This is a genomic window from Flavobacterium sp. RSSA_27, assembly GCF_051547125.1.
In the GTDB taxonomy this organism is placed as follows: domain Bacteria; phylum Bacteroidota; class Bacteroidia; order Flavobacteriales; family Flavobacteriaceae; genus Flavobacterium.
Genome location: NZ_JBPTTN010000006.1, coordinates 248385 through 271519 on the forward strand (window position 1 = coordinate 248385; position 23135 = coordinate 271519).

Here is a 23135-nt window from a genome sequence, read left to right on the forward strand (position 1 = left end):
CAAAAATGTTTTGATTCAAATTTACTTAATTAAAATTCTTTTATAGCCACTTGGGACACTATATGGAAAAGAAAGTGCTTCGTTTACTGTTATGTTATTATAATTGAGTTTGATTTCGGTTTTCCCTTTGGGTTGAAACGCGACAATTTGAACATTTGATGGCATGACTACTGAAGCATACTGCTCATAATTGCTGTAGTCTATTTGGATGCTTCTCCCCTCCTTGACTTGTGCAATTTCTTGCTTTTGCAGCACAAATTGTAAGGCATCAATAAAAAACGATTTTTGAGTGTTGTCTTTAGACAAATCTTCTAGTTTATACTTTTGATCGGCCTCAAGGGTTTCTTTATAGTTGCCTTTTGTCAAATCATCTATAGCTCGTCCTACTAACAAATTTTGAATTTTTGAATAATCCAAATCGGTTCCAAGCCACTGGCTTAAACCTTTAAAATCACCTTCAAAATAACTCCCATTAACTTTTTCGTAATAGCTTACTCCTTCTGGAGTAATTAACGCTTTGGCCATAGTAATTCCCAAAAAACGAACACTCACTAATATTTGTTCGTCTTTTTTTATTTTTATCTCAGCCGTAACATTTTGTGACATTTTTTCATCAGCGTAATTCGCACTAGATTTGATGTACAAAGTCGAAAAATCATTTTTGTTTTGGTATAATTTTTCGATGACAGTACTAGTAGTATTCTTGTTTTCTTTTGGTGCAGTCATCACCACACCCGATTTAGATTTACAAGAAATCAGTGTTATGAGCACAAAAAGTAATCCGTATTTCTTCATTATTTCTTTTCTTTTACTAATTGATTGGCTTTGGAAAAAAAGAAGTCTTTTTTAGCCATATCTCCAAGACCATTGAATGTTTCGCCTAATTGAATATAAAAATTAGCTTCTAAAACTGGATTCTCAATCACATAATCTATTCCAGTTTCTAAGACATCTTTTGCTTTTTTAAATTGTTGTAATTGGTTGTATCCCAAACCAGCATAATAATAAAAATGAGGTTGCGATGGATACCGTTCTAACAAGGATTGTGCCTTTTTGGACAATACCTCAAATTGTTTCATTTCGGTGTAAGATTGAAGCAACAAGATAGGAGTTTCTAGTGGCAAATTAGGATCTGTAGTTAATGCCTTTTCATAATATTTTGCTGCTTTTTCCCATTGTTTTTTCTTGTAGTAAAAATTACCGACTTCTTTAGCAACAGGAACCGTTGGATCGGCCTCCAAGATACCAATAGCTTTTTCTAAATCAGCATCGTATTGTGGATTTTTTCCAGCGAAAAGCAAAAACTCATTCAACACTCGATGTTTAATTTTGTTGTCTATTTTGGCGCTTCCCAAGATGATATTCATCGATTGAACCGCTTTTGGACCGTCATTTTTCTCGATATGAAATTTGAATAAACTTACTTGCGCCCACTCCGAAGTTGGAATTTCTCGTTCTAACTTTTTGGCCACTTCGAGCATTTTCTCCACTTCATTGTTTTTGGAGTAGCGATAGATCAAATCGATATAATTGGATTCCTCTTTTGGAAATTTCTCAATCTGTCCAATCAGATGATCAATTTCGGTATTTTGATATTTTCCTTGTGATAATATTCGACTTTTATAACCTTCTCGTTGATCCGATTTTCCAACCGTTTCATTCAATTGGTTAATGAGTTCCAAAGCTTTGTCGTATTGGTTCGTTGCCATATACAAACTCACCAAATCTTCTTTAAAATTAGGATCCAATGGAATTAATTTTTGAAGCACCAAAATACCTTGAGTATACGACTTGGTGGCATACGTCACATCGTACATTCCAACCCAAAACCATTTATTTTTAGGGTCGATGCTGGTTGCTTTTTCGAAAGAAGCATAAGCACTTTCATAATTTTTTAAGGCTAAATAGTTTTTACCTAATTCATAATGTACTGCAGCATCATTGGGTTGCGACTTCAAGCATTTTTCAAGAGATACAATAGCTTTATCATAATTCTCGATTCCCTTTTGCTTTAATGCCTCATAAAAAGAATCTTGAAATTCGTTGGTAGCCATAGCAATCTCTTCCGGTTCAGTTTGTGCCTGAACGAAAGTTGGAATTCCAAAGAATCCCATAAACAAGAATGCTACAATGCTACGATTCATTTTACTTTATTTTTTATTCTAAAACCGAATAATCTCCAATACTTATGCTTGTAAAATTCCCATCATAGGTAACGTGATTTCCAATCATCGCATTATCTAAAGTTGCGTTTTTGATGTGAGCGTGCGTTTGTATCAAACTGTTTTTGATGGTTGAATCAAAAACGTGACACCCTTTTCCTAAAGATACATTAGGTCCGATAGTTACATTCGATAAAACAACATTCTCACCAATAAAACAAGGAGGAATAATAGTCGCATTCTCTAATTTTGCTGAAGGATCAATCAAATTAACACCGTCTTGCTGCAAGAATCCAAGCATACGGCCATTCGTTTCAACCGTAACATTTTTGTTTCCGCAATCCATCCATTCGTCTACACTTCCGGTTTTGAAAACTTTACCATTGGCCATCATTCCTTTGATACCGTCGTTGATTTGGTATTCTCCTCCGTTTTGGATGTTGTTGTCCAAAACGTTTTGTAACTCTTGCTTAAGTACGGCTACATCTTTGAAATAATAAATTCCGATAACGGCAAAGTCACTCACAAACTCTTTTGGTTTTTCTACCAATTCTACGATTTCATTTTGAGCATTTAGTTTTACTACACCATAAGCTTCTGGCTCATCCACTTGTTTTACCCAAATTACAGCATCTGCTTCTGGATCTAACTCAAAATCGGCACGAATCAAGGTGTCAGCGTAAGCAATAACTGCTGGACCTGATAACGATTCTTTGGCACACATAATAGCGTGACCCGTTCCCAACGGTAAATCCTGACGATAGATAGAAGCTTTCGCGCCTAATCCTTGTGCTAATTCTTGTAAACTCGACACGACATCGTCTCCAAAAAAGGCTTCATCTCCCAAAATAAAAGCAATCTCTTCTATCGGTTGTTTTAAAATTTTGGCAATATCTTCTACTAATCTATGTACGATGGGTTTACCTGCAACAGGAATTAATGGTTTTGGAACGGTTAAAGAATGTGGTCTTAAACGAGACCCGCGTCCCGCCATTGGTACTATTATTTTCATTATATTTTGAATTAGGATTTTAGAATTAAGTATTAAGACAAAACAAAATACTCTTCTGATTATTTTTTACTAGCTTTTATTCAAACACTGCCTTTGAAGACTGATAACTGAACACTAAAAGCTGAACACTGTTTACTATTTTACTCCCGTGCTACCAAATCCTCCGTCACCACGAGCGGTCTCTGATAATTCGCTCACTTTAACCCACTCGGCGCGTTCGTGTTTGGCGATTACTAATTGAGCAATACGCTCCCCATTTTGGATTACAAAGGTCTCATTGGATAAATTTACTAAAATCACACCAATTTCACCACGATAATCGGCATCAATTGTTCCTGGAGCATTCAGAACGGTGATTCCGTTTTTGGCCGCCAAGCCACTACGAGGTCTTACTTGTGCTTCGTAACCTATAGGCAATTCAATAAACAAACCTGTTTTTACGATTGCTCTTTCTAAAGGAGCCAAAGTAATGGGTTCGGTTAAATTGGCACGCAAATCCATTCCCGCCGAAGCGATGGTTTCGTAATGAGGTAATTCGTGTGCGGAGGTATTGATGATGTTGATAGTCATTTTTTATTTTTTAATTGTTTCGCGTCGGGACGTAGGGACAAGTCGCGACTTGTCCGTACCCTGTCCAGATATAGAGTTATTTTTTTCGTTTAATAATATTCAAAATTGTGGTTTTCTCATTGTGATAAATGAAATAAAGAAACGCAAGCAATAACGGGATTCCTACGAAATAATTTTCCCTAAATCCGTAAAAAGAAATCACCGAAAACACAATGGAGATTCCTAAATAGGACCCTATTTTCTCCATGTCATAAGGAATGGGGTAGTATTTATTACCTAAAATATAGGAAATTAACATCATACTCCCATAAGCTGAAATCGTAGCAATAGCCGAGCCGTAATAGCTAAATGTTGGAATCAAAATATAGTTTAGTAACAAAGTCAAAAGTGCACCAACTATAGAAATATACGCTCCAATAATCGTCTTGTCTGTTAACTTATACCAAACCGAAAGATTGTTGTAAATCCCCAAAAAGAAGTTGGCCAAAATAATCAACGGGACCACTTTCATCGCTTCCCAATACGATTCATTGTCTAATAATAAAAGTTTTAAAATATCTGCAAAAACGATTACTCCCAAAAGAATCAAAGAACCAAAAATGACAAAATATTTGGTAATCATCGCATAGGTTTGTGGAGCGTTCTCGTTACTAGCATGGCTGAAGAAAAAAGGTTCAATTCCTAATCGGAAGGCTGTGGCAAAAAGCACCATAAAAAGCCCTAATTTATAACAGGCGGAATAAGCTCCTACTTCGGATTTGGCAATGTTGTCCGGTAACCAATAATTTAATAAAATTTTATCAAAATGTTCGTTTACCGCAAAAGCAATTCCTGCAATTAAGATAGGCAAACCGTAGCGCATCATTTTTTTCCAAAGTACCGCATCAAAATTGCGTTTTAAAGAAACATAATTAGGTGAAAGGACCACAAAAGTGAGCAAACTCGCTAACAAATTGGAAACGAATATATACCCAATTTCAAAATTATCGACATACATATTCCCTAGAAAAGAGTCAGGGCTATCTGCATAAATTTTAGGTAAAACCAGTAAGAAATAAAGGTTGAGTGCTAAGTTTACGACTACATTGCCAATTTTAATGATAGCATACATCATGGGGCGTTTGTTGGCCCTCAATTTTGAAAAAGGGATAATCACCAAGGCATCTAAAACCAAAATCCATATAGAATAGGTAATGTATTGCACATCTACATGAGCCCATGTAGCTAAAGTGTTTCTGAAAATTAAAGCCCCAAACAAAAACAAAATGGAAGACCAAAAAATAGAAATGGTACTAGTGGCAATGACATTTTCTTTGTCGGTTTCAGCACTATAAAATCGGAAAAAAGCAGTCTCCATTCCGTACGATAAAATCACGTTGAAAAAAACCATCCAAGAGAGAACGATAGATACTTCTCCATACTCTGCTGTTGGTAAAATTCCGGTGTACAAGCGCACCAATAAAAAACTGAGCATACGAGGTAAAACAGTTGCTAAACCGTATATCGCAGTTTGTTTGAATAGACTTTTATATAATCCCAAAGTAGTTTGGTTTTGATTTGATTTAAGAAAACAAAAATAGCGAATTCAAGGTTGACTTAATAAAAAAAATAACTGCAAAGCTTTTGGTTAAATTTAAACATTGAAGTCATTGAAGCATTTCATAAATAGCAATATTTTTTGTTAATGCTATACTATACAACTTAATTGGCTAATATGTTTATAATTTAAGAAAGCCCCTCTTCGTTGATGATTTTCAAAAAATGAAAGCCTTTGGGCACATACCCTTGGTTGTAATAAAAACGATGGGCATTGAAGTTTCCTGTAAATGCATCTAAAACGATCATGGTGCAATTCGTAGCTTTGGCTTTAGCATCGATATAGTCCGTCATCATTTTCCCAATACCTTTGGCGCGATGATCGGGATGCACCACAAAATTATCGATTTCGATATATTTTCCTGACCATAATTTATACCCTTGCCAAAAACCCGTAATACCCAAACAAACTTCTCCTTCAAAAACGGCAAGCTGTTTATAGTTATGCGGAATCATTTCGGTAAGATAACTATCGTATTTTTCAATAGTAAAAGTGGGGTACAAATGACGCATCATGTCAATACGAGCCAGCATCTCTTCTTTAGTGCTCAATTCTCTAAGTTGGATTTTCATAAGTAATTTTAAAAGTGTAAAATTAGAGAAAAAGGGGTGAGATGGAAAGATGTGGGAAGGTGAATTTTGTATTAATTCATTAAAATTTGACAGATTTAAATGCAATTACATTAATAAATCTTTACTTCCCCTTTGCTCTTTGTTTCGCCAATTGCATCGCATTATAGACATTCAATACTTTTCCTGATTTAGAGAGTTCGGAAAATTTGGCTTTTTTACCCTCACCACCAGGGACCAAAACCTCCATGTCATAAGCCGTTCCAGATTCTAAAATAATTTGCTTAACTTCCTTAGCACTAAGTTTTGGATAATACGACCAAATCAAAGCCGCTGTTCCAGAAACCATTGGCGCTGCTAATGAGGTGCCTGAATCTATTTTGTATGAATTACCCGATGACGTAGTATAAATCTCATCACCTGGTGCGAACAAATCAACGTTTATTTTTCCATAATTAGAAAAATTAGAAACAAATGTGTTATCTAATTTTCGAGTTGTGGATCCCACATTAATAAAGTTTGCTACGACTTCACCTGGATTTTCATAATCTACATCATTTGGATAATATGGGTTTTCATCTACGTTAAAACCATTGTTTCCTGCCCCATGAACCAGTAAAACATTATGCTTTTCAGCATATTTATAAGCATCTACTACCCATTTTTTATGCAATGAAAATTCTTTTCCAAATGACATATTAATAATTTTAGCTCCATTATCTACAGCATAACGTATCGCTAAAGCAATATCATGATCATGTTCATCACCACGGGAAGAAACAACTAATGGCATAATTTTGACATTATGTGCTATACCTTTTATTCCTATTTTGTTACTCCTATTTGATCCAATGATACCTGATACCATTGTGCTATGATTCTGTTCCATTTTTTTTAGAATAATGGCTGAGTTCACATTATTATTTCCAATTCCTTTCTTTAAAATTTTTAGCTCATCTTCATTTAGACCTCTATCTTTATATTCTAAGTTTAAGGACTTATTTACTATTGAATCAAGCTGCATTTCTTGTTGCTTTATATCTTCAAAAGTTCTCTGACCCACCTCTAGACTTGCCATCATATAAAAAATTAGTGCTCCTAAATCTTTATCATTGTCATTGCGTCTCTGTCTATAACTTTTATCATTTATCTTGTACTTATTATACAAACTATCTAATTGTTGGTATGTATAATCTTCTTTTGGAAAAAAATGTTTTAAGGTGTCCTTTACCAATGGAAATATAGTAATGTCATGCTTTAACGATTTTAACCAATTTTTATAAAATTTGTTTTCGTCATCAAGAAGCTTGAGTGCTCTTTTAAATTCGAGATACTTATGTTTTTCGTGAATAGCAATTTCTGATTCTGTTTTATCTTTAAATAAAGCCCCCCACTCATCCACAATTCGAACAAATTCGTATCTATTCCAAACGACAGAACCTCCATTTTTATAACCTAGAAAATTCCAACCAGTACTATCATCGATATAACCATTGTTGTCATCGTCAATTCCATTATTTGCAATTTCTTTAGATTTAGTCCAGATTTGGCCTAACAAATCTTCATGTTTTAAATCGATTTTAGTATCAATAACTGCAACCACTATATTCTTATTTTTTGGCTTCTTTTTATTTTTACTATACCATTTATCTAGTGAAATTCCAGGAATAGTATCCTGTTGATAATCCTTCTGATACCAATCATTAGAATAGGCATTTTGCTTTTTGACTGGCAGGATGTCGTTTACTGATTTTTCTTGAGAATAACAGTTCACGCCTTGCCCTAAAACAACAATAAAAACGATAAAATAAAATAATGAAACTTTCATAAAAGCAGTTGATTTTTGTTGACCAAATGTATTAAACTTGAGCGGTTTTGATAAATTCAAACAAAAGTTGTTATTGGAATTCGCGGAATTCCGATAGTGTCAAAAAACACAATTCACTCAAAACATTAGAGTTACTATTGTTTTTTATTTACAAGTGATTTTATAAAAAAGCTAGGTTTTATTTTGTGCTTCTTATAAAAAGCTGCTGAAAAAGCCTCTGCAGAATTGAATCCAAATTCTTTTGCCAATGAAAGCATGGTATAATTGCGAAATATTGTTTGGGCTTGTAATTGATCTACTGCATACATAATTCTCAAATCGTTAATATAATGCACAAAGGTTTTTCCTTTATGTTCATTAATGACTTTAGACAAGTATTTGGTGTTAGTATTCAATTGTAAAGCTACTTTTTGAATAGTAATCGTATGCTCTAAATATCCTTTAGTACGTTCGAAGTCAACTAACTTCTCTAATAATTGCTCCACAACTTCTGAGGCTAAACCAAATGATTCTTGTGGTTTATTTTCTTGTAAAGAACTATCTTCATTTTTTATAGTTTTTGAAGCTGGAACATCAGGTAAAACGGGATGAATAATCGCTTCAAATCGTTTGCGGTATTGTTTTTTTAAATAAAACTGATAACCTCCAAAACCACCAACACCTAACACTAAAATTCCTAATACTAAAATTCCAGCAGAAGAAACGGACTGCTTTTTTTGCAAGGATTGTATTAAGGCTTCTTTTTCAGCAAACAAATGAGGCGTATCATATTCTGTGCGCAACACTTTGTTCAAATGTTTGTAATTTTTTTGTAACACACTATCTATTTCCATATAAGTGGTTAAATATTTCAACTGCTTCTCTTTGTCTCCGATTTGTTTGTAGTACTCAATCAAATAGGAATACCCCCCTACAAATTCTGGTGTGATTTTTTTTCTAATGTGGTACATAGAATCCACTTTTACAAAATTTTGAACTGCCAGTGATTTATCCCCTAAACCTGCATAAGATCGGCCTAAATAAAAATACGAAGCTAAAACATTCCCTGTATTTTTTACTTTTATTAAGCCTGGTAATGCCTTTTTGATACTGTCTAAAGCAGCTCTAAAATTTCTCTTATCTACTTGATTGGCTCCTTCATTCAAAGTAAACATTAACTGAAATTCTTTGTTTTTAGTAATCGTCGCTTCTTTGTATCCCAAAGTATTATAAAATGTAGTAGAGTCTGTTTGCTTCAATGACTTATGACAATCTGCTAATCCAAAAATGGTGTTTTGGTATGAATAAGAGTAGTAATCCCCTCGATAGTCTTTCGTTTTGTAATATTTATAGTTTTCATGATAGAGTTGTAAAGCCTCCTCCACTTCCCCCATTTCTTCTGATTTCGTGGTCCCAATATAGTCCCGAACCACATAATAATAATCAATATTAGTTTTTAAAGCGACTTGTTCAGCCAAGTTAAAATTTAGTAAAGCTTCATCAAACTTACGTAGATCTACCAACAGACCTGCTTTTTCGCAATAAGCCGCAGCAGGAAAGAATTTATTAGGGTCTATTTTGGAGTATTTAATAACACTATCTAGAAATTGAATGGCTTTTTGTGGTTGATCAGCATAATAAAGAATGGCATATAAATAATACCCTCTGGCTTTTCGAATTCCCTTATTCTCTTTTTTAGCTTTATCCAGATAGACTTTAGCCCACGCTAATTGCTTTTTAGCATTCCCGTCGTCTTTAAAATAATTATCGTCAATTGTATTATAGGATAATGAAGATGTTGTAGTCACTGCTTGCGACCAAACAAAAAGAGGAAATAGTACCAAAAGAACTAGTTTGATTGATTGTAAGCTATTCATTATAGTAGGGTTTGATACAAAAGTAAAGCATCTAGACTAAATTAGCAGTAAAAAACTACATTTTTACTTGTTTTTTAATTTACTGATTTAAAAGTATTTAGAAGTATAAAATGTCGGAATTCGCGGAATTCCGATAACAAATGTTTGCACAATTACAATTGCCGTTCTAGTTTTGACCTCAGAAAAGCAAAAGTATTTTCTATTAAAATTTATAAAAATATAGTTACTGCTATGAGGGACTGATGCAGCTGTCGTGTAACCCTATAAAAAACAGAGCAAGGAGTTTATAAAGCTATGGTCTCCAAAAACCAAGCACAAAAGTTCTCGAGAAACTTTTTATTAAAACTGGATTAAAAAAAAATGAAAAAATGAATTTAAAACCATTTTTTGGTCAACTAAATAGCACAAAAGTAAAAAATCTTAAAGGACCAACTTTAACTGCATTTTTAGTGCTAATTGCCGCGGCAGTTGAGATAATTTCTGATTGGGCCAATTTTATGGCTGGACTAATGGGTACACTACCTAACAATCAATAACAAATGAAACTACCAAAAAACTTCTATTTATTCTTTGGAATTACCTTTACCATCAACTTCATATATTCCTTTTTTGTGACCAAAGATGCTTACGAATTATTCTCTTTCCCAGTAAATATTTGGGTATACAGAGGCTATAGATTGTTAATTGCTGTAGTATTTTTAAAGATATATTTAAAAATGAGAACCAACGATATGACACAACTCAAACAATGAATATGAGTTCAGGTTACAGTATCCTAAAATCTAAAAAATTGTTTAAAAGTAAACTTTTCAGTCACACTAGTTTGCTGAAGATTAAAGACACATCTAATGAAATACTTTATCACTCAAACGATACAAAACATACTTTTAATTGTCTTCTTTTTTATTGTACTAAATATTTTTAGAAACGAAAAAAACAATACCCTATACAAACTCTTAGATTTAGAGCATGTCCTCTTAATCCTACTCTTTTCAGTAGCAAAAGCTACTCATGATACTTATAAAAAGAAGAAACAATAATCCAAAAAACATGACTTCTCTTATTCTAAAAATTATAAACGAATGGATTATCCATATTTTAAATCTAATTCTTACGCTTTTTAACTAAAAAAAGGCCGTTGGCACAATTTTAGCTATAGTTAGACAAACTAACCCAAAATTAACCATGCATAAAAAACTACTCTTTATACTATTCTTTTGCGCATTTTCTACTATATCCTATTCTCAAAAAAAAGGAAAGATTGCCTTACCTATCATTGAAGAAGAAATAGCAACTTCTCTATGGGAAACTAAAAAAACAAAGTCTAATTCTTGGTTAGTGATTTATGACCAAAAAAAATTGGATTCCATTTTAGCAATAAAAAGGGTGGTTACGATAAATGAAAAACCAAAGCAAAAACAACAAGTATTAAAGTGGAATCATAAGAAATATTAAAAACAAAAAGAGCCAACGTTTGTTGGCTCTTTTTGTTTTTGTGTATAGAACGAATTAAGAATTCAAAGCTTCTGCTCCACCAACGATTTCTAAGATTTCACTAGTAATTGCAGCTTGACGGGCTTTGTTGTACGTTAACTTCAATTGGTCACGTAATTCCGTTGCATTATCTGTTGCTTTATGCATAGCAGTCATACGAGCGCCATGTTCTGAAGCGAATGAATCTCTAATTCCTTTATATAATTGCGTTTTCAATGATTTAGGAATCAAAGTCAACACGATTTCTTCTTTTGAAGGTTCAAAAATGTAATCTCCAGGAGTAACCGCCTTATCAGCTTTAATTGGTGCTAAAGGCAAAAACTGTTCGGTTTGAACAATTTGAGTAGCAGCATTTTTAAATTGGTTGTATACCAATTCAATTCTGTCATAATTACCGGCAATAAATTGTTGCGTTAAATTATCAGCAATTGTAGCTACGTTTTCAAAACTCAAGGCGTCAAAAACTTTACTTTCGTTACCAACTACCGCAAAACTTTTGCCCAAAACATCGTTTCCTTTTTTACCAATAGCAAAAATATCCACTTGTTTTCCTGAATAATAGTCTGCACGTACTTTAACTTCCTTGATTACGTTAGAATTAAAAGCACCACACAAACCACGGTTAGAAGTAATAGCTACTAATAACACTTTTTTGATTTCTCTTTGTGTAGTATACTCACCTCCTACATCACCGTCTAAGGTAGCAGAAAGGTTTTGTAGTAACTCCGTTTGTTTTTCAGCATAAGGACGCATCGCAGTGATGGCATCTTGTGCTTTTTTCAACTTTGCAGCAGAAACCATTTTCATCGCCGATGTAATTTGCATCGTAGATGAAATGGAAACAATTCTATTACGGATTTCCTTTAAATTAGCCATTTTTTTGAGTATTAAGATTTAAGTATCAAGTATCAAGACATCTTAATTCTTGATACTCAATACTTAATACTTTTTAATTATATTTTGCTGAAATTTCTTTTGCTGCAGCTTCGATTACATCTGTAATTTCGTCTGTCAATTTTCCTGCTTTCAAAGCATCTAAAGTTGCTCTGTTTTTGTTGTTCATATATTCTAAGAAATCTTTTTCGAATTCTTTTACTTTATCAACAGGAACATTTCTCAACAAGTTTTTAGAACCCGCATAAATAATTGCGATTTGGTCTTCAACAGTATAAGGGTCGTTCAAACCTTGTTTCAAGATTTCAACGTTTCTTTTTCCTTTTTCAATTACGTTTAAAGTAACAGCATCCAAATCAGAACCGAATTTCGCAAACGCTTCCAATTCACGGAATTGTGCTTGGTCTAATTTTAAAGTACCCGCTACTTTTTTCATTGATTTAATTTGAGCGTTACCACCCACACGAGATACAGAAATACCTACGTTAATCGCTGGACGAACCCCAGAGTTGAACAAATCTCCATCCAAGAAAATTTGACCATCTGTAATCGAAATTACGTTTGTTGGGATATAAGCAGATACGTCACCAGCTTGTGTTTCGATAATTGGTAAAGCTGTTAATGAACCACCACCTTTAACGATTCCTTTTAATGAATCTGGTAAATCATTCATATTTTTAGCGATAGAGTCATCAGCAATTACTTTACAAGCTCTTTCTAACAAACGAGAGTGTAAGTAGAATACGTCACCAGGGTAAGCCTCACGTCCTGGAGGTCTTCTTAACAAAAGAGACACCTCACGGTAAGCTACCGCTTGTTTAGATAAGTCATCATAAACGATCAATGCTGGACGACCTGAATCTCTAAAGTATTCACCAATTGCAGCACCTGCGAAAGGAGCATATACTTGCATTGGAGCTGGATCAGAAGCATTAGCTGCAACGATTACTGTATAAGCCATTGCTCCTTTTTCTTCTAACATTTTTGCAATTCCAGCAACAGTAGAAGCTTTTTGACCAATAGCTACATAGATACAAAATACAGGTTGACCTGCATCGTAAAATTCTTTTTGATTTAAGATCGTATCGATACAAACTGTTGATTTACCAGTTTGACGGTCACCAATAACCAACTCACGTTGTCCACGTCCTACAGGAATCATAGCATCAACTGCTTTTACACCTGTTTGTAATGGTTCAGTTACTGGCTGACGGAAGATAACTCCAGGAGCTTTTCTTTCTAATGGCATTTCGTATAATTCACCTGTGATTGGTCCTTTACCATCAATTGGCTGACCTAAAGTGTTTACTACACGTCCTACCATTCCTTCTCCTGTTTTAAGAGAAGCAATACGTTGTGTTCTTTTGGCAGTAGAACCTTCTTTGATTCCAGTTGATGGTCCTAAAAGTACCACCCCTACGTTGTCTTCTTCTAGGTTCAAAACGATTGCTTCTAACCCATTTTCAAATTCAACTAACTCACCATATTGAACATTAGATAGCCCGTAAACACGAGCAATACCATCTCCAACATTAAGTACTGTTCCTACTTCTTCTAGTGTAGCACCAGATTCAAAACTTTCAACTTGCTTCTTTAATATTGCTGAAATTTCAGCAGGTTTGATTTCCGCCATCTTACTTTATAATTTAGACACTTAAATGTGTGATAAAACTAGTTACTTAATTCTCTTTTTAAAACTTGCAATTTGTTAGCAACAGAAGCATTGTATTGCTTGTCACCTATTCTTAAAATAAAACCTCCAATAATAGCAGGGTCTATTGTATTTTCAATTTGAATTTTTTTATCAGAAAGGGTGGCAATTTTAGCCAACACTTTAGCTTCTAAAGCAGCATCCATAGGAATTGCTGTAGTAACTTGTGCCACTTCAACACCATTCATGATATCAAATAATTTGTTGTATTCTGAAGCAATACCTTCTAGAATTTCGAATCTTTTGTTTTCGAATAATAGATGAAATAAGCCTTTGGTTACACCATTTGCAGAAGCAAAAACTTCTAAAAGGGCTTTTTCTTTAACCTCAACTTTCAAAGTTGGGTTTTGAATGAAAGTGCTTAATTCTAAATTAGAAGCAATAGTATCACCTATCCACTTCATATCATTGTTCACTGCTTCAGCAACTTGCTTTGCATTGGCAATGTCTAGAATTGCTTTCGAATATCGAATTGCTGCTCTTGTACCTGCCATGATTAGTTCAATTTAACGTCTCCTAACATTTTCTCAACTAATTTAGTTTGAGCCTCTTTGTTAGATAATTCGTCTTTTAATACTTTTTCTGCAATACTTAATGACAAAGTAGAAACTTGTAATTTCAACTCATTCATAGCCGCATTTTTTTCACTTTCGATTGCCGCTTTCGCTTGCTCAATCATTTTTTGGCCTTGAGCTTGTGCTTCATTTTTGGCATCAGCAACGATTTTTTCTTTCATTTCACGAGCTTCTTTAAGCATGCTGTCACGCTCTACTCTCGCTTCTTGTAAAATACGTTGGTTGTCTGCTTGCAAATCTTGCATTTCTTTCTTTGCATTTTCTGCAGATTCTAAAGCATTTTTGATTCCTTCTTCTCTTTCGTTTACTGCGTCAAGAATTGGTTTCCATGCAAATTTTTTCAACAAAAGGATCAACCCAACAAATATTACTACTTGCCAAATAAACAAACCAAACGAAAAATCATTTATTAACTTATCCATTTTTATCTCTATTATTTAATTTTAATGTTTTAATTTTAAAACAATAGTCACAACCAACCGTTGTAACTATTGTTTTTTGTTTTAATTACGCAGCGAATAAAGCAGCGAAACCAATACCTTCAATAAGTGCAGCTGCAATAAGCATAGCTGTTTGGATTTTTCCAGAAGCTTCTGGTTGACGAGCGATAGCGTCCATTGCTGAACCACCGATTCTACCAATACCTAAACCTGCTCCGATTACAATTAATCCTGCTCCTACAATAGTTGGAATTTGCATAATATATATATTAAAAATTAAACATTCAATTTAAGGTTAGAGGTTAGAAATTTGAGGTTAGAAAATTTCTAACTTCTCACTTCTAATTTCTAACTTTTAATGGTGTGCTTCTTCGTGGTGGTGTTCTTCGTTACCCGCTCCAAAATAAAGGGCAGACAACATAGTGAAGATATACGCTTGAAGGAAAGCTACTAATATTTCTAGAATAGAAAGTGCAAATGCCAATCCGAATGACAAAGTACTTCCAATCCAGCTCTTGAAAATAAACATCAACCCGATAATACTCATCAACACTACGTGACCTGCTAAAATGTTAGCATACAAACGTATCATCAATGAAAATGGCTTAATGATTGTTCCTAATAATTCAATAGGCGCTAAGATAAACTTCATTGGTGTTGGCACCCCTGGCATCCAGAAAATGTGTCCCCAATAATTTTTGTTAGCAGTAAAAGTTGTGATTAAATACGTTAAGATAGCTAATGAAAAAGTAATCGCAATATTACCTGTTACATTGAATCCAAATGGAGTTAACCCTAAAATGTTCAAGAAAAAGATGAAGAAGAAAATCGTCAATAAATAACTCATGTATTTTTTGTATCCTTTCTCTCCAATGTTTGGTATAGCAATCTCGTCTCTTACATAGATTACTAAAGGCTCAAAGAAACGACCTGCTCCTTTTGCAATTCCTCCATTTTTAGCATATGATTTGGCTAAGCTTGAGAATAAAACTAACATCAAAATAGAAACAAACATAATTCCAATTACACTTTTAGTAATTGATAAATCTAATGGACGAACATTTGTTGGATGACCGTGCTCTTCAGTAAGTGTACCTTTAGCATCGGTTTTATAAATTTTTTCGTGGTGTAATTTGTAGAAGTTACCGTTGTGCTCTGCAACATCGGCTAAAGGACCGTGGTGAAATGCAGCTGAAGAGAATACTTGCAAACCATTATCCCAAAGAATAATTGGCAATGAAAATCCGTAGTGTTCTCCAGTTTCTTTATTGGCATTAAAATTAAAAGAATGTGAATCTAATAAGTGGTGATTGATGAATTCTTTGATTTCGGTCTTAACATCTTTTGGTTCAGCGTGAGCTCCTTCATGCGCTACAGCTCCTTCATGACCCTCTGCTACTACTTCTACTTTAGTACTATCAACCACAGGGTTTGCAGTGCTAAATAAAGGAAGGCAGGCTACTAAAATTGCTACTAAAAATCGAAGTGGTTTGTTTGAAATCACCATAACAGTTAATTATCTTAATTTATTACGTTTCTGAAATTTGGTGCAAAGGTACATTTTTTATTAATATGCAAAAGAATATAAAAAATAATTTTTTTGCGGATTTGGCTTTTTCAACCCCCTATTTTTGCTTTTCGTTTACTAAGCGAATAGTGAAAAGTGTCTCAATTAGCAAAAAGAGAATAAAAAGTGCAAAAAAGTTTATTTTTTCGGCAGAATTTTGAAGCGTTGCTACTTTTAATATAGGACGCAACAAGAGGTAACAAAAGACCATTTTTACACTAGTTACCAGCAAAAAACTCATCCCTACATTATCAAAACTTTTCCTTTTAACCAATAGCAAAACACAAACGACCAAAAATGTAAATAAAGTAAACCAAGCATAAAGTTCTGATAAAGAATAAATAAATTTTTGGGTATTAATTTTTAATACAAAAAACAGCCATTTGTGTACTCCAAACGCAATTAGTATGACCAACAAAAGAGGAATATTTTTTTTGAAAAAAGAGAGATTCATTATTGATTTTTATTGATTTCATTTACTTGTCGGTACACATTGTACATGGCCAAAAAAACACCAACAATAACTAAAATTTTAACGTAATGTACTTTCGGACTAGGATGATTCTCATCCAACCAATGGCCTAAGTAAGCAAATAAAAAAATTAAGACCCCCATTTGAATCGGGATATTGATTAAGGCCAACCATTTATTTGGTTTTCGTTTATTGGGATTGGGTTCCATTGGTTTTCTTTGTATTTAACCTAACTATTTCAAGGGTAACCTACATTCAGGTCCTTTCGTTTAGGGATTCTTTGAAGTCACATAGACCTCTAAGTTTTTTCTCATTTGAACAATTTTGTAATTCTCCTCGCTTATCGTTATGGCTTTGTATACTTCTGAAATTGATCTTTGTTTATTAAATAATGCAGCTACATCATTGGCATACAATTCTGATGGAAAACCATGCAAACAAATCAGCCTTTCTTTATCGGAATAATTCTCGCAAGTATACTTCACTTTGGCTAAATTTTCTTTTTTCATAAAATCCAATACTTGTCTTTCAATGGTGTTTTCAGCTTTATGATCGTCGATTGGAATTGCAAAAACAATCATCCATTTTTTGCTTTCCTCTTTACTAAATGCCATTCGCTCCAAAGTTGGAATTTGAGTCGTTAGGATTTCTTCTGCTTTCTGACCTTCTTCTGTATTAGGATAAGTGTCGGCTACATATTGCATCGCTTCTTTATAGGCGGACAAACCTTTTGTTTTTGCCAATGCATTGGCTTTAAGGAGTTCAAACTTAGCCACAATTTCTTCACCTGTCAACTGATTAATCATCGTTGTACAATGGGCAATGACCATCGAATATTTCTCTTCTTGGAACCATTCATAACATTGCTTATACACATTCTCAGGGGCATCTTTGTCTGTAAGGCTATTAAAATTTGGATCTGTTAGTATTTTTGCATATCTAGAATCGGGGAATTGATCCTTGATTTTATTTTTAATTGCAGTTGCCTTTACTGGATTTGTTTCCTCATACATTTTATACAAATTATATAGTGTTGGAGGAACTAATTTTGGTTCAGGCTGATAGGTCAGTAATTTTTCTAGTTTGTCAATGGCCAGATCATATTCTTTGAATTTTTCTTTGTAAACGACGCCTAATTGATAATACTCTGTGTTGCGTTCATGGGCAATACTATCAATTTCTACTGATTGAGTAGGTAATTGATTTAAATAAAACGCTAAAGCGTATCTTGGATTTTCGACAGTTTTCTCTGTGGTTACTTCTTCCTCTATTACCACTTCATCAGAAATTTCATTGGCTCCTTTTTTTACATTGGAAAACAACCAATTGTCTACCAGTGCACGATTTCCAAACATTTTTTTAAACTCTAACTTTCCGAAAGCCACCGTTTTTGCGTTATAAAAATAAAAAGTGTTGGTAGCTTCTGTTGGTTGTGTATCGCTTGGAGGCAAAAATGCATTTTTATTGGGCAATCCAGGGCCGGTTGGAATCCCAGCAGGATCGGAGGAAACAGCCGTCAAATTCCGTTCAATATTCTCTAATTTTTGCTTTTGTATTGCCTCTTTAACAAGCTTAATAGAATCTTGCTTTTTAATGTCAATAATATATTTTTCGTAATAGGCATTTCGTTCTGAAGGAGACAAGGCCACTACATTTAAAATACTATCGTTTCTTTTCGTAGTCTTCTCCAATCGTATGACTTCATCTAAATCTTTGCGTTTTTTTTGAATTTTATAAAACTCTCTTGTTTTGGGATTCAATTTTACTAATGTACTATCATAATATTTGGCCGCCAAAGGATATTGGGCCGCCTTAAAATAAATAGTTCCAATATTTCTATAATTAGACGCTGTTAAATAAGTGTCTTTAGGCTTTGCTGCTAAAGAAGCTTTATAGAAAATAGTAGCCGAATCGGGTTTCTTATAATTGTCATAAAACAAACCCATGTTGTGGTAAATCACATCTAAAAAAGGGCGGTTTTCACGATCTTCAACCAATTCATTGTAGACGGCAACAAAAGCATTTTCATCTCCGGTTTCGTAATCAAATAACTGAGCTTTTCGGGCGTAGGATTGAATGATGTATTCTCTTTTAGCACTGCGATTCATTGCTATTACTGCATCATAGAAAAAAAGTGCGCTGTCTTTTTTTCCTAATTCTTGATACAATTGGCCTAAAATAAAACGATACCGAGCTTTTTCTTCATTTTTTTTAGTAAAATCTACGGCTAATTTGAGTTTAGCTACGGCACTATCTTTTTTTTCTAAATTCAAAAAAGCTTCGGCCAGCAGGGCATTGGCATCCGCAAAAGGTTGGTCTTTGAATTCCTCGTCTTTGAGTAATTTACTGATGTTTTTTACCACTAAAGCATCGTTGCCCAAGCGCATATTGGTTTTTTCACGCCAAACTTTTGCTTCATAAATTTTATCACTCTCTGGATATTTGTAAAGAATGTAATTAAAAGCATCTAGAGCAGGAATAAATCGCTGATCATAATACCTTGATTTCCCTAACAACAAGTAAGCCTCGTCCGTTTGATAATTTACTTCTCGTCCGCCAATATTCATAGAGTGTTTTTGAATGGCTTTGGTGGCTTTGGTTTCAGCCAATTTAAAATCAGGATTTTTAGCTGTATCCAGAACCTCTTTGCCTTCTACAAATTGCATACGTTCGACAGGTAGGACTTCCCAAAAATTTTCCTTTTTGTCTGTTTTCAAACCTATTAATCCTTTTTCTAATCCCAATTGCCCATTATAAAGTATGTTGTATTTGGTGGTCAAAGCATGAGAATTTCTGGCCAAAAAAGTGTTCTTCTTGGTAGAACAGGCTATCAAGAAAACGAAAAAAAGTAGGATATAAAAAGGCTTACAAGCGGTAGTCTTCAATAGGAAACGTTTTATCATTTAACTTGAAAAACATCATTTTAGTATAATGACTGGTAAAAATACGTTTCTTTTTGAAATATTCGAATTTAAACCGCAAAAAACGCTTCCAACTCGGCCAAAGTCTCGGTTGATGTTTGAATGTCTTTGACTACTTCTCCTTTGTTCAAAGCGACAATTCGGTTACAAACTTCTACCGTATGCAACAAATCGTGACTAGAAACCAAAACGGTTACGTCAGGGTTTTGAGCCAATTCTTTGATGATTTTTTTCAATCGGTTTACGGTTGTTGGGTCTAAGTTAGCAAAAGGTTCGTCCAAAATAACGACTTCAGGATTGCCTATTAACGTCGCAATTATCCCAACTTTCTTTTGGTTTCCTTTAGAAAGGTCTCTCAGGTATTTTTTGTTTTTTAGGATTTCGCCATTAAAAAACTCTTCGTGTTTTGCCAATAAGGCATCGACATCAGCTTTGTTTTGTCCGCGTAAATCGCCAATAAAATAAAAGTATTCTTCGGGTGTTAAATAGCCAATCAAAAAGCTTTCGTCCAAAAAAGAACCCGTAAAAGGTTTCCAAGCTTCGCTGGTATTCACTTGAACACCATTGTTAGTAATGGCTCCTGTTGTAGGATGAATTAAATCCAATAGCAAACTGAAAAAAGTGGTTTTTCCTGCGCCGTTGTTTCCGACCAATCCAAAACTTTCGCCTTTTGGAATTTCTAATTGGTCTATTTTTAAAACGGTGGTTCCGTTGTATGATTTTGAAAGGTTTTGTACTTGTATCATTGGAAAGTTAGAAATTAGAGGTTAGAGTTTAGAAGGCTTAAAAATTAGCTTTTTTGCTTGTAAGCCGCAATGGTTTTGTATTTTTCTCTTTTGTAAATTTTTTCAATTTGAAGGAACACCCAGTTTCTCATGGCAAAACCAATCACTCCCGCAAGAGCAACAAGGCCCAAACCTAATTCTTGTCCGCCAAAATATTTCCCCAAACCATACAAAAGCAAAGGCAAAACTAATTTTGGGATAGAGAGCAACATCGTGTTGACATTGAATGCTTTTTTGTCACCAAAAGCGCCTTGACTTTGTGTTAAATCGATTGGCGTTTTGGTAAAAGCACCTCCTAAGAGCACCAGATGTGAATTGATTCCAATATTGTAAATCGCACCAGCCACAATGGTCAAATACACTTGCCAACCAAAATAAAGATAGAAACTAGCCAAAATCGTAGAAGCAAAAGTTGCTATGACAATTAACCACCATTTGGAATTTAGATAGCCACGATACGGAATGTTTTGCGTCATCATTAATTGGTAATACGAACTATCCCAACTCGGTACAAATTGACCAAATGTGAATAAAAACCCACCCGAAACAAAAATCCCAGCGAAAATATACATCACTTGTGGCTGTGTTGGATTGCCAAAGAAAATCAATCCATAAAACAAAAATAGCACACTCATTAGAACCGTTGTTTTGGAACGTTTGTTTCTTTTGATTAACTTGATATCGTTCTTTAAAAAGGTACCCAAAGTTCCAAATTGATTCAACCAAGTCAAATCTTCTGTCTTGGCGACTTCACCTTTTACAGCCAAACCAGCATCGAGATACAATTCGTTTTTGAAATAAACAAAGGTGTAATAGTACAACAATCCTAAGATTACAAGTGGAACAAGAAACACTCCTGGTAAATGAAACAAAGCTTCAAAAAACGGAGCACTGTATAGCGTTACATCAAAATAACCGTAATATTGTAATCCACCAAGTACTGCAACAATAGCAAGGAAAATTCCAAATAATTGGTCTTTATTACTCAATATGATATTCAAAAAATTATTGATGTACACCAAGGCAAAAACACCCAAATGCCAATACACTACAGATACCACATCATACCCTTCATAAATCAAAACGACACTTAAAGGAATAAAAAGAAAAGCGTGCAAAATATTGAAAAAAGATAAGGCTGTCTTTCCTAGAGAAAAATGCACAATCGTAGGTCTCTTAATCGGTAAAACCAATAAAGGACGAATGTTGAGCACAGGTATTTTTTGAAGTAGTAATCTGAAGGCCAAATCAAATAGAAAGTAGTAGACCAAAAATTTATTGATGGTAACCAATGGATCTAAATGCATTTTCTTTAGAGCATAAAAACCACCTATGCCAAGTACTAAAAACAACAAGGTAAAATAAGCAATCAAAAAGCCCATTAAAATTTTCATCGCCAAGCTCGTTCCAAAGGAAGCTGAACGCAAAAAGGCTTTCCACTCGAGGTAAATAAAACGTAAAAACATAGTCATTTGGGTTTAGTTGAAGAGTAAGTAAACAAAAAATATAAAACGTTACAGATCAGATAAAAATTTTAATCAAAAAATCCTTTAGTCACCATACTAAATAGTTTTATTACTTTTGTAAAAAAATCAAATTATGCCTTCCTTTTTAAAACTCCTTATCAAAGAAGTAAAACGTGAAACCAAAGATGCCGTTTCCATACTTTTTAATGTCCCAGAAGAATTGAAATCCAATTATACTTTTACCGCAGGACAATACCTTAACTTGCGTTTAACCCTAGACAATCAAGAGATTCGCAGAGCTTATTCTATTTGTTCTGCTCCTGAAAGTGGGGAATTGCGAATTGCTGTAAAAGCCGTAAAAAATGGACTGTTTTCTCAATTTGCCACAAGCCGATTAAAAGCGGGAGACGTACTCGAAGTAGGACAACCCGAAGGAAAATTCACCTTCACTCCTGATGCAGAGCGACAAAGAAACTACGCCGCTTTTGTAGCAGGTAGCGGAATTACTCCTGTAATTTCTATCTTAAAATCGGTTTTAAAAAGCGAACCAAAAAGTTCTTTTGTCTTGGTTTATGGTAATAAAACACCTGAAGAAACCATCTTTCATCAAGAATTACACGACTTGCAACTGCAATATGTAGGCCGCCTTTTTGTACATTATGTTTACAGCAAAGTACACGCTGGAGAAGGCTTTTTTGGACGAATTGACAAATCGGTTGTGAATGCCGTACTTACGCAAAAACACGCCGCGTTGAATTTCGACAAGTACTTTTTGTGCGGTCCCGAAGAAATGATTACTACCGTTTCTACCATCTTAAAGGAGAAAAATGTAAAAGAATCGGCTATTAAGTTTGAATTGTTTACTTCTTCTACGCAAGAAAAAACCATTACTGCATCTGTTGATGGTCACACTACTATTACCGTATTGGTAGACGACGAAGAAACCACTTTCGAAATGTCGGCCAAACAAACCCTACTCGAAGCGACTCTTAAACAAGGCATCGATGCTCCTTATTCTTGTCAAGGCGGAATTTGCAGCAGCTGTTTATGTCGCATCACCGAAGGTACAGCCGAAATGAAGAAAAACTCTATTCTTTCTGATGACGAAATCGCAGAAGGTTTAATCCTGAGTTGTCAAGCCTATCCAACTTCTTCAACACTTCGTGTGGATTTTGATGATGTTTAAGCCCCCTAACCCCCAAAGGGGGAATGATTG

General features: G+C 34.3%; 22 protein-coding genes. 4 read left to right on the plus strand and 18 right to left on the minus strand.

Going from position 1 to position 23135, the window contains the following annotated elements; translation table 11 throughout:
- Positions 1-21: 21 nt before the first annotated feature.
- From ACSVH5_RS10345 to ACSVH5_RS10380, 8 genes are all read right to left on the minus strand, one after another.
- Positions 22-795, minus strand: a complete 774-nt coding sequence (locus ACSVH5_RS10345) for a DUF4292 domain-containing protein (RefSeq protein ID WP_438061362.1) — start codon at positions 793-795, stop codon at positions 22-24.
- On the minus strand, positions 795-2144 hold the full coding sequence (locus tag ACSVH5_RS10350; RefSeq protein WP_438061363.1) for a tetratricopeptide repeat protein: 1350 nt from the start codon (positions 2142-2144) through the stop codon (positions 795-797). Before ACSVH5_RS10350 ends, ACSVH5_RS10345 begins: the two co-directional genes overlap by 1 nt.
- Before the next feature lie 13 nt (positions 2145-2157).
- Positions 2158-3174, minus strand: coding sequence for a sugar phosphate nucleotidyltransferase (locus ACSVH5_RS10355; protein ID WP_438061364.1), 1017 nt, complete (start codon positions 3172-3174; stop codon positions 2158-2160).
- A gap of 135 nt (positions 3175-3309) precedes the next feature.
- A complete protein-coding gene (gene dut, locus ACSVH5_RS10360) occupies positions 3310-3744 on the minus strand; it encodes a dUTP diphosphatase (protein WP_438061365.1) in 435 nt (144 codons plus the stop codon).
- Positions 3745-3820: 76 nt separating this feature from the next.
- Positions 3821-5284 (minus strand): lipopolysaccharide biosynthesis protein, encoded by a 1464-nt coding sequence (locus ACSVH5_RS10365; RefSeq protein WP_438061366.1) that lies wholly within the window; start codon positions 5282-5284, stop codon positions 3821-3823.
- Between the two features lie 185 nt (positions 5285-5469).
- The gene (locus tag ACSVH5_RS10370) at positions 5470-5913 is read right to left on the minus strand and encodes a GNAT family N-acetyltransferase (RefSeq protein ID WP_438061367.1); all 444 of its coding nucleotides are present in this window, start codon (positions 5911-5913) and stop codon (positions 5470-5472) included.
- A 121-nt stretch (positions 5914-6034) separates the two neighbouring features.
- Positions 6035-7738: a S8 family peptidase gene (locus ACSVH5_RS10375; protein WP_438061368.1), complete on the minus strand. Its 1704-nt coding sequence runs from the start codon at positions 7736-7738 to the stop codon at positions 6035-6037.
- Positions 7739-7872: 134 nt separating this feature from the next.
- Positions 7873-9594 carry a helix-turn-helix domain-containing protein gene (locus ACSVH5_RS10380; RefSeq protein WP_438061369.1) on the minus strand — a complete coding sequence of 574 codons (1722 nt, stop codon included), beginning with the start codon at positions 9592-9594 and terminating at the stop codon, positions 7873-7875.
- 368 nt (positions 9595-9962) lie between these two features.
- Here ACSVH5_RS10380 and ACSVH5_RS10385 point away from each other — a divergent pair, with 368 nt between their 5' ends.
- The 3 genes from ACSVH5_RS10385 (at position 9963) to ACSVH5_RS10395 (ending at position 11049) form a co-directional block, all read left to right on the plus strand.
- Positions 9963-10130, plus strand: coding sequence for a hypothetical protein (locus tag ACSVH5_RS10385; protein WP_438061370.1), 168 nt, complete (start codon positions 9963-9965; stop codon positions 10128-10130).
- Between the two features lie 3 nt (positions 10131-10133).
- On the plus strand, positions 10134-10346 hold the full coding sequence (locus tag ACSVH5_RS10390; protein WP_438061371.1) for a hypothetical protein: 213 nt from the start codon (positions 10134-10136) through the stop codon (positions 10344-10346).
- A 433-nt stretch (positions 10347-10779) separates the two neighbouring features.
- Entirely contained in the window at positions 10780-11049 is a 270-nt protein-coding gene (locus ACSVH5_RS10395; protein ID WP_438061372.1) for a hypothetical protein, read from the plus strand.
- Positions 11050-11103: 54 nt separating this feature from the next.
- Here the strand turns inward: ACSVH5_RS10395 and atpG are convergent, their stop codons facing one another.
- The 10 genes from atpG to ACSVH5_RS10445 all read right to left on the minus strand — a co-directional run bounded on the left by atpG (position 11104) and on the right by ACSVH5_RS10445 (position 21919).
- The gene (gene atpG / locus ACSVH5_RS10400; RefSeq protein WP_438061373.1) at positions 11104-11964 is read right to left on the minus strand and encodes an ATP synthase F1 subunit gamma; all 861 of its coding nucleotides are present in this window, start codon (positions 11962-11964) and stop codon (positions 11104-11106) included.
- A gap of 73 nt (positions 11965-12037) precedes the next feature.
- Positions 12038-13615 carry a F0F1 ATP synthase subunit alpha gene (gene atpA, locus ACSVH5_RS10405; protein ID WP_438061374.1) on the minus strand — a complete coding sequence of 526 codons (1578 nt, stop codon included), beginning with the start codon at positions 13613-13615 and terminating at the stop codon, positions 12038-12040.
- A 38-nt stretch (positions 13616-13653) separates the two neighbouring features.
- Positions 13654-14187, minus strand: a complete 534-nt coding sequence (gene atpH / locus ACSVH5_RS10410; RefSeq protein ID WP_438061375.1) for an ATP synthase F1 subunit delta — start codon at positions 14185-14187, stop codon at positions 13654-13656.
- Between the two features lie 2 nt (positions 14188-14189).
- Positions 14190-14690 (minus strand): F0F1 ATP synthase subunit B, encoded by a 501-nt coding sequence (locus tag ACSVH5_RS10415; RefSeq protein WP_438061376.1) that lies wholly within the window; start codon positions 14688-14690, stop codon positions 14190-14192.
- An 85-nt stretch (positions 14691-14775) separates the two neighbouring features.
- A complete protein-coding gene (gene atpE / locus ACSVH5_RS10420; protein ID WP_077374818.1) occupies positions 14776-14967 on the minus strand; it encodes an ATP synthase F0 subunit C in 192 nt (63 codons plus the stop codon).
- A 96-nt stretch (positions 14968-15063) separates the two neighbouring features.
- Entirely contained in the window at positions 15064-16215 is a 1152-nt protein-coding gene (atpB, locus tag ACSVH5_RS10425; protein WP_438061377.1) for a F0F1 ATP synthase subunit A, read from the minus strand.
- Between the two features lie 513 nt (positions 16216-16728).
- Positions 16729-16956, minus strand: coding sequence for an AtpZ/AtpI family protein (locus ACSVH5_RS10430; RefSeq protein ID WP_438061378.1), 228 nt, complete (start codon positions 16954-16956; stop codon positions 16729-16731).
- Between the two features lie 60 nt (positions 16957-17016).
- A complete protein-coding gene (locus ACSVH5_RS10435) occupies positions 17017-19632 on the minus strand; it encodes a tetratricopeptide repeat protein (protein ID WP_438061379.1) in 2616 nt (871 codons plus the stop codon).
- 86 nt (positions 19633-19718) lie between these two features.
- Positions 19719-20414: an ABC transporter ATP-binding protein gene (locus tag ACSVH5_RS10440; protein WP_438061380.1), complete on the minus strand. Its 696-nt coding sequence runs from the start codon at positions 20412-20414 to the stop codon at positions 19719-19721.
- Between the two features lie 44 nt (positions 20415-20458).
- A complete protein-coding gene (locus tag ACSVH5_RS10445) occupies positions 20459-21919 on the minus strand; it encodes a DUF5687 family protein (RefSeq protein WP_438061381.1) in 1461 nt (486 codons plus the stop codon).
- 133 nt (positions 21920-22052) lie between these two features.
- On the opposite strand from ACSVH5_RS10445, the gene ACSVH5_RS10450 reads away from it, so the two are divergent.
- Positions 22053-23105 carry a 2Fe-2S iron-sulfur cluster-binding protein gene (locus ACSVH5_RS10450; RefSeq protein ID WP_438061382.1) on the plus strand — a complete coding sequence of 351 codons (1053 nt, stop codon included), beginning with the start codon at positions 22053-22055 and terminating at the stop codon, positions 23103-23105.
- Positions 23106-23135 lie beyond the last annotated feature (30 nt).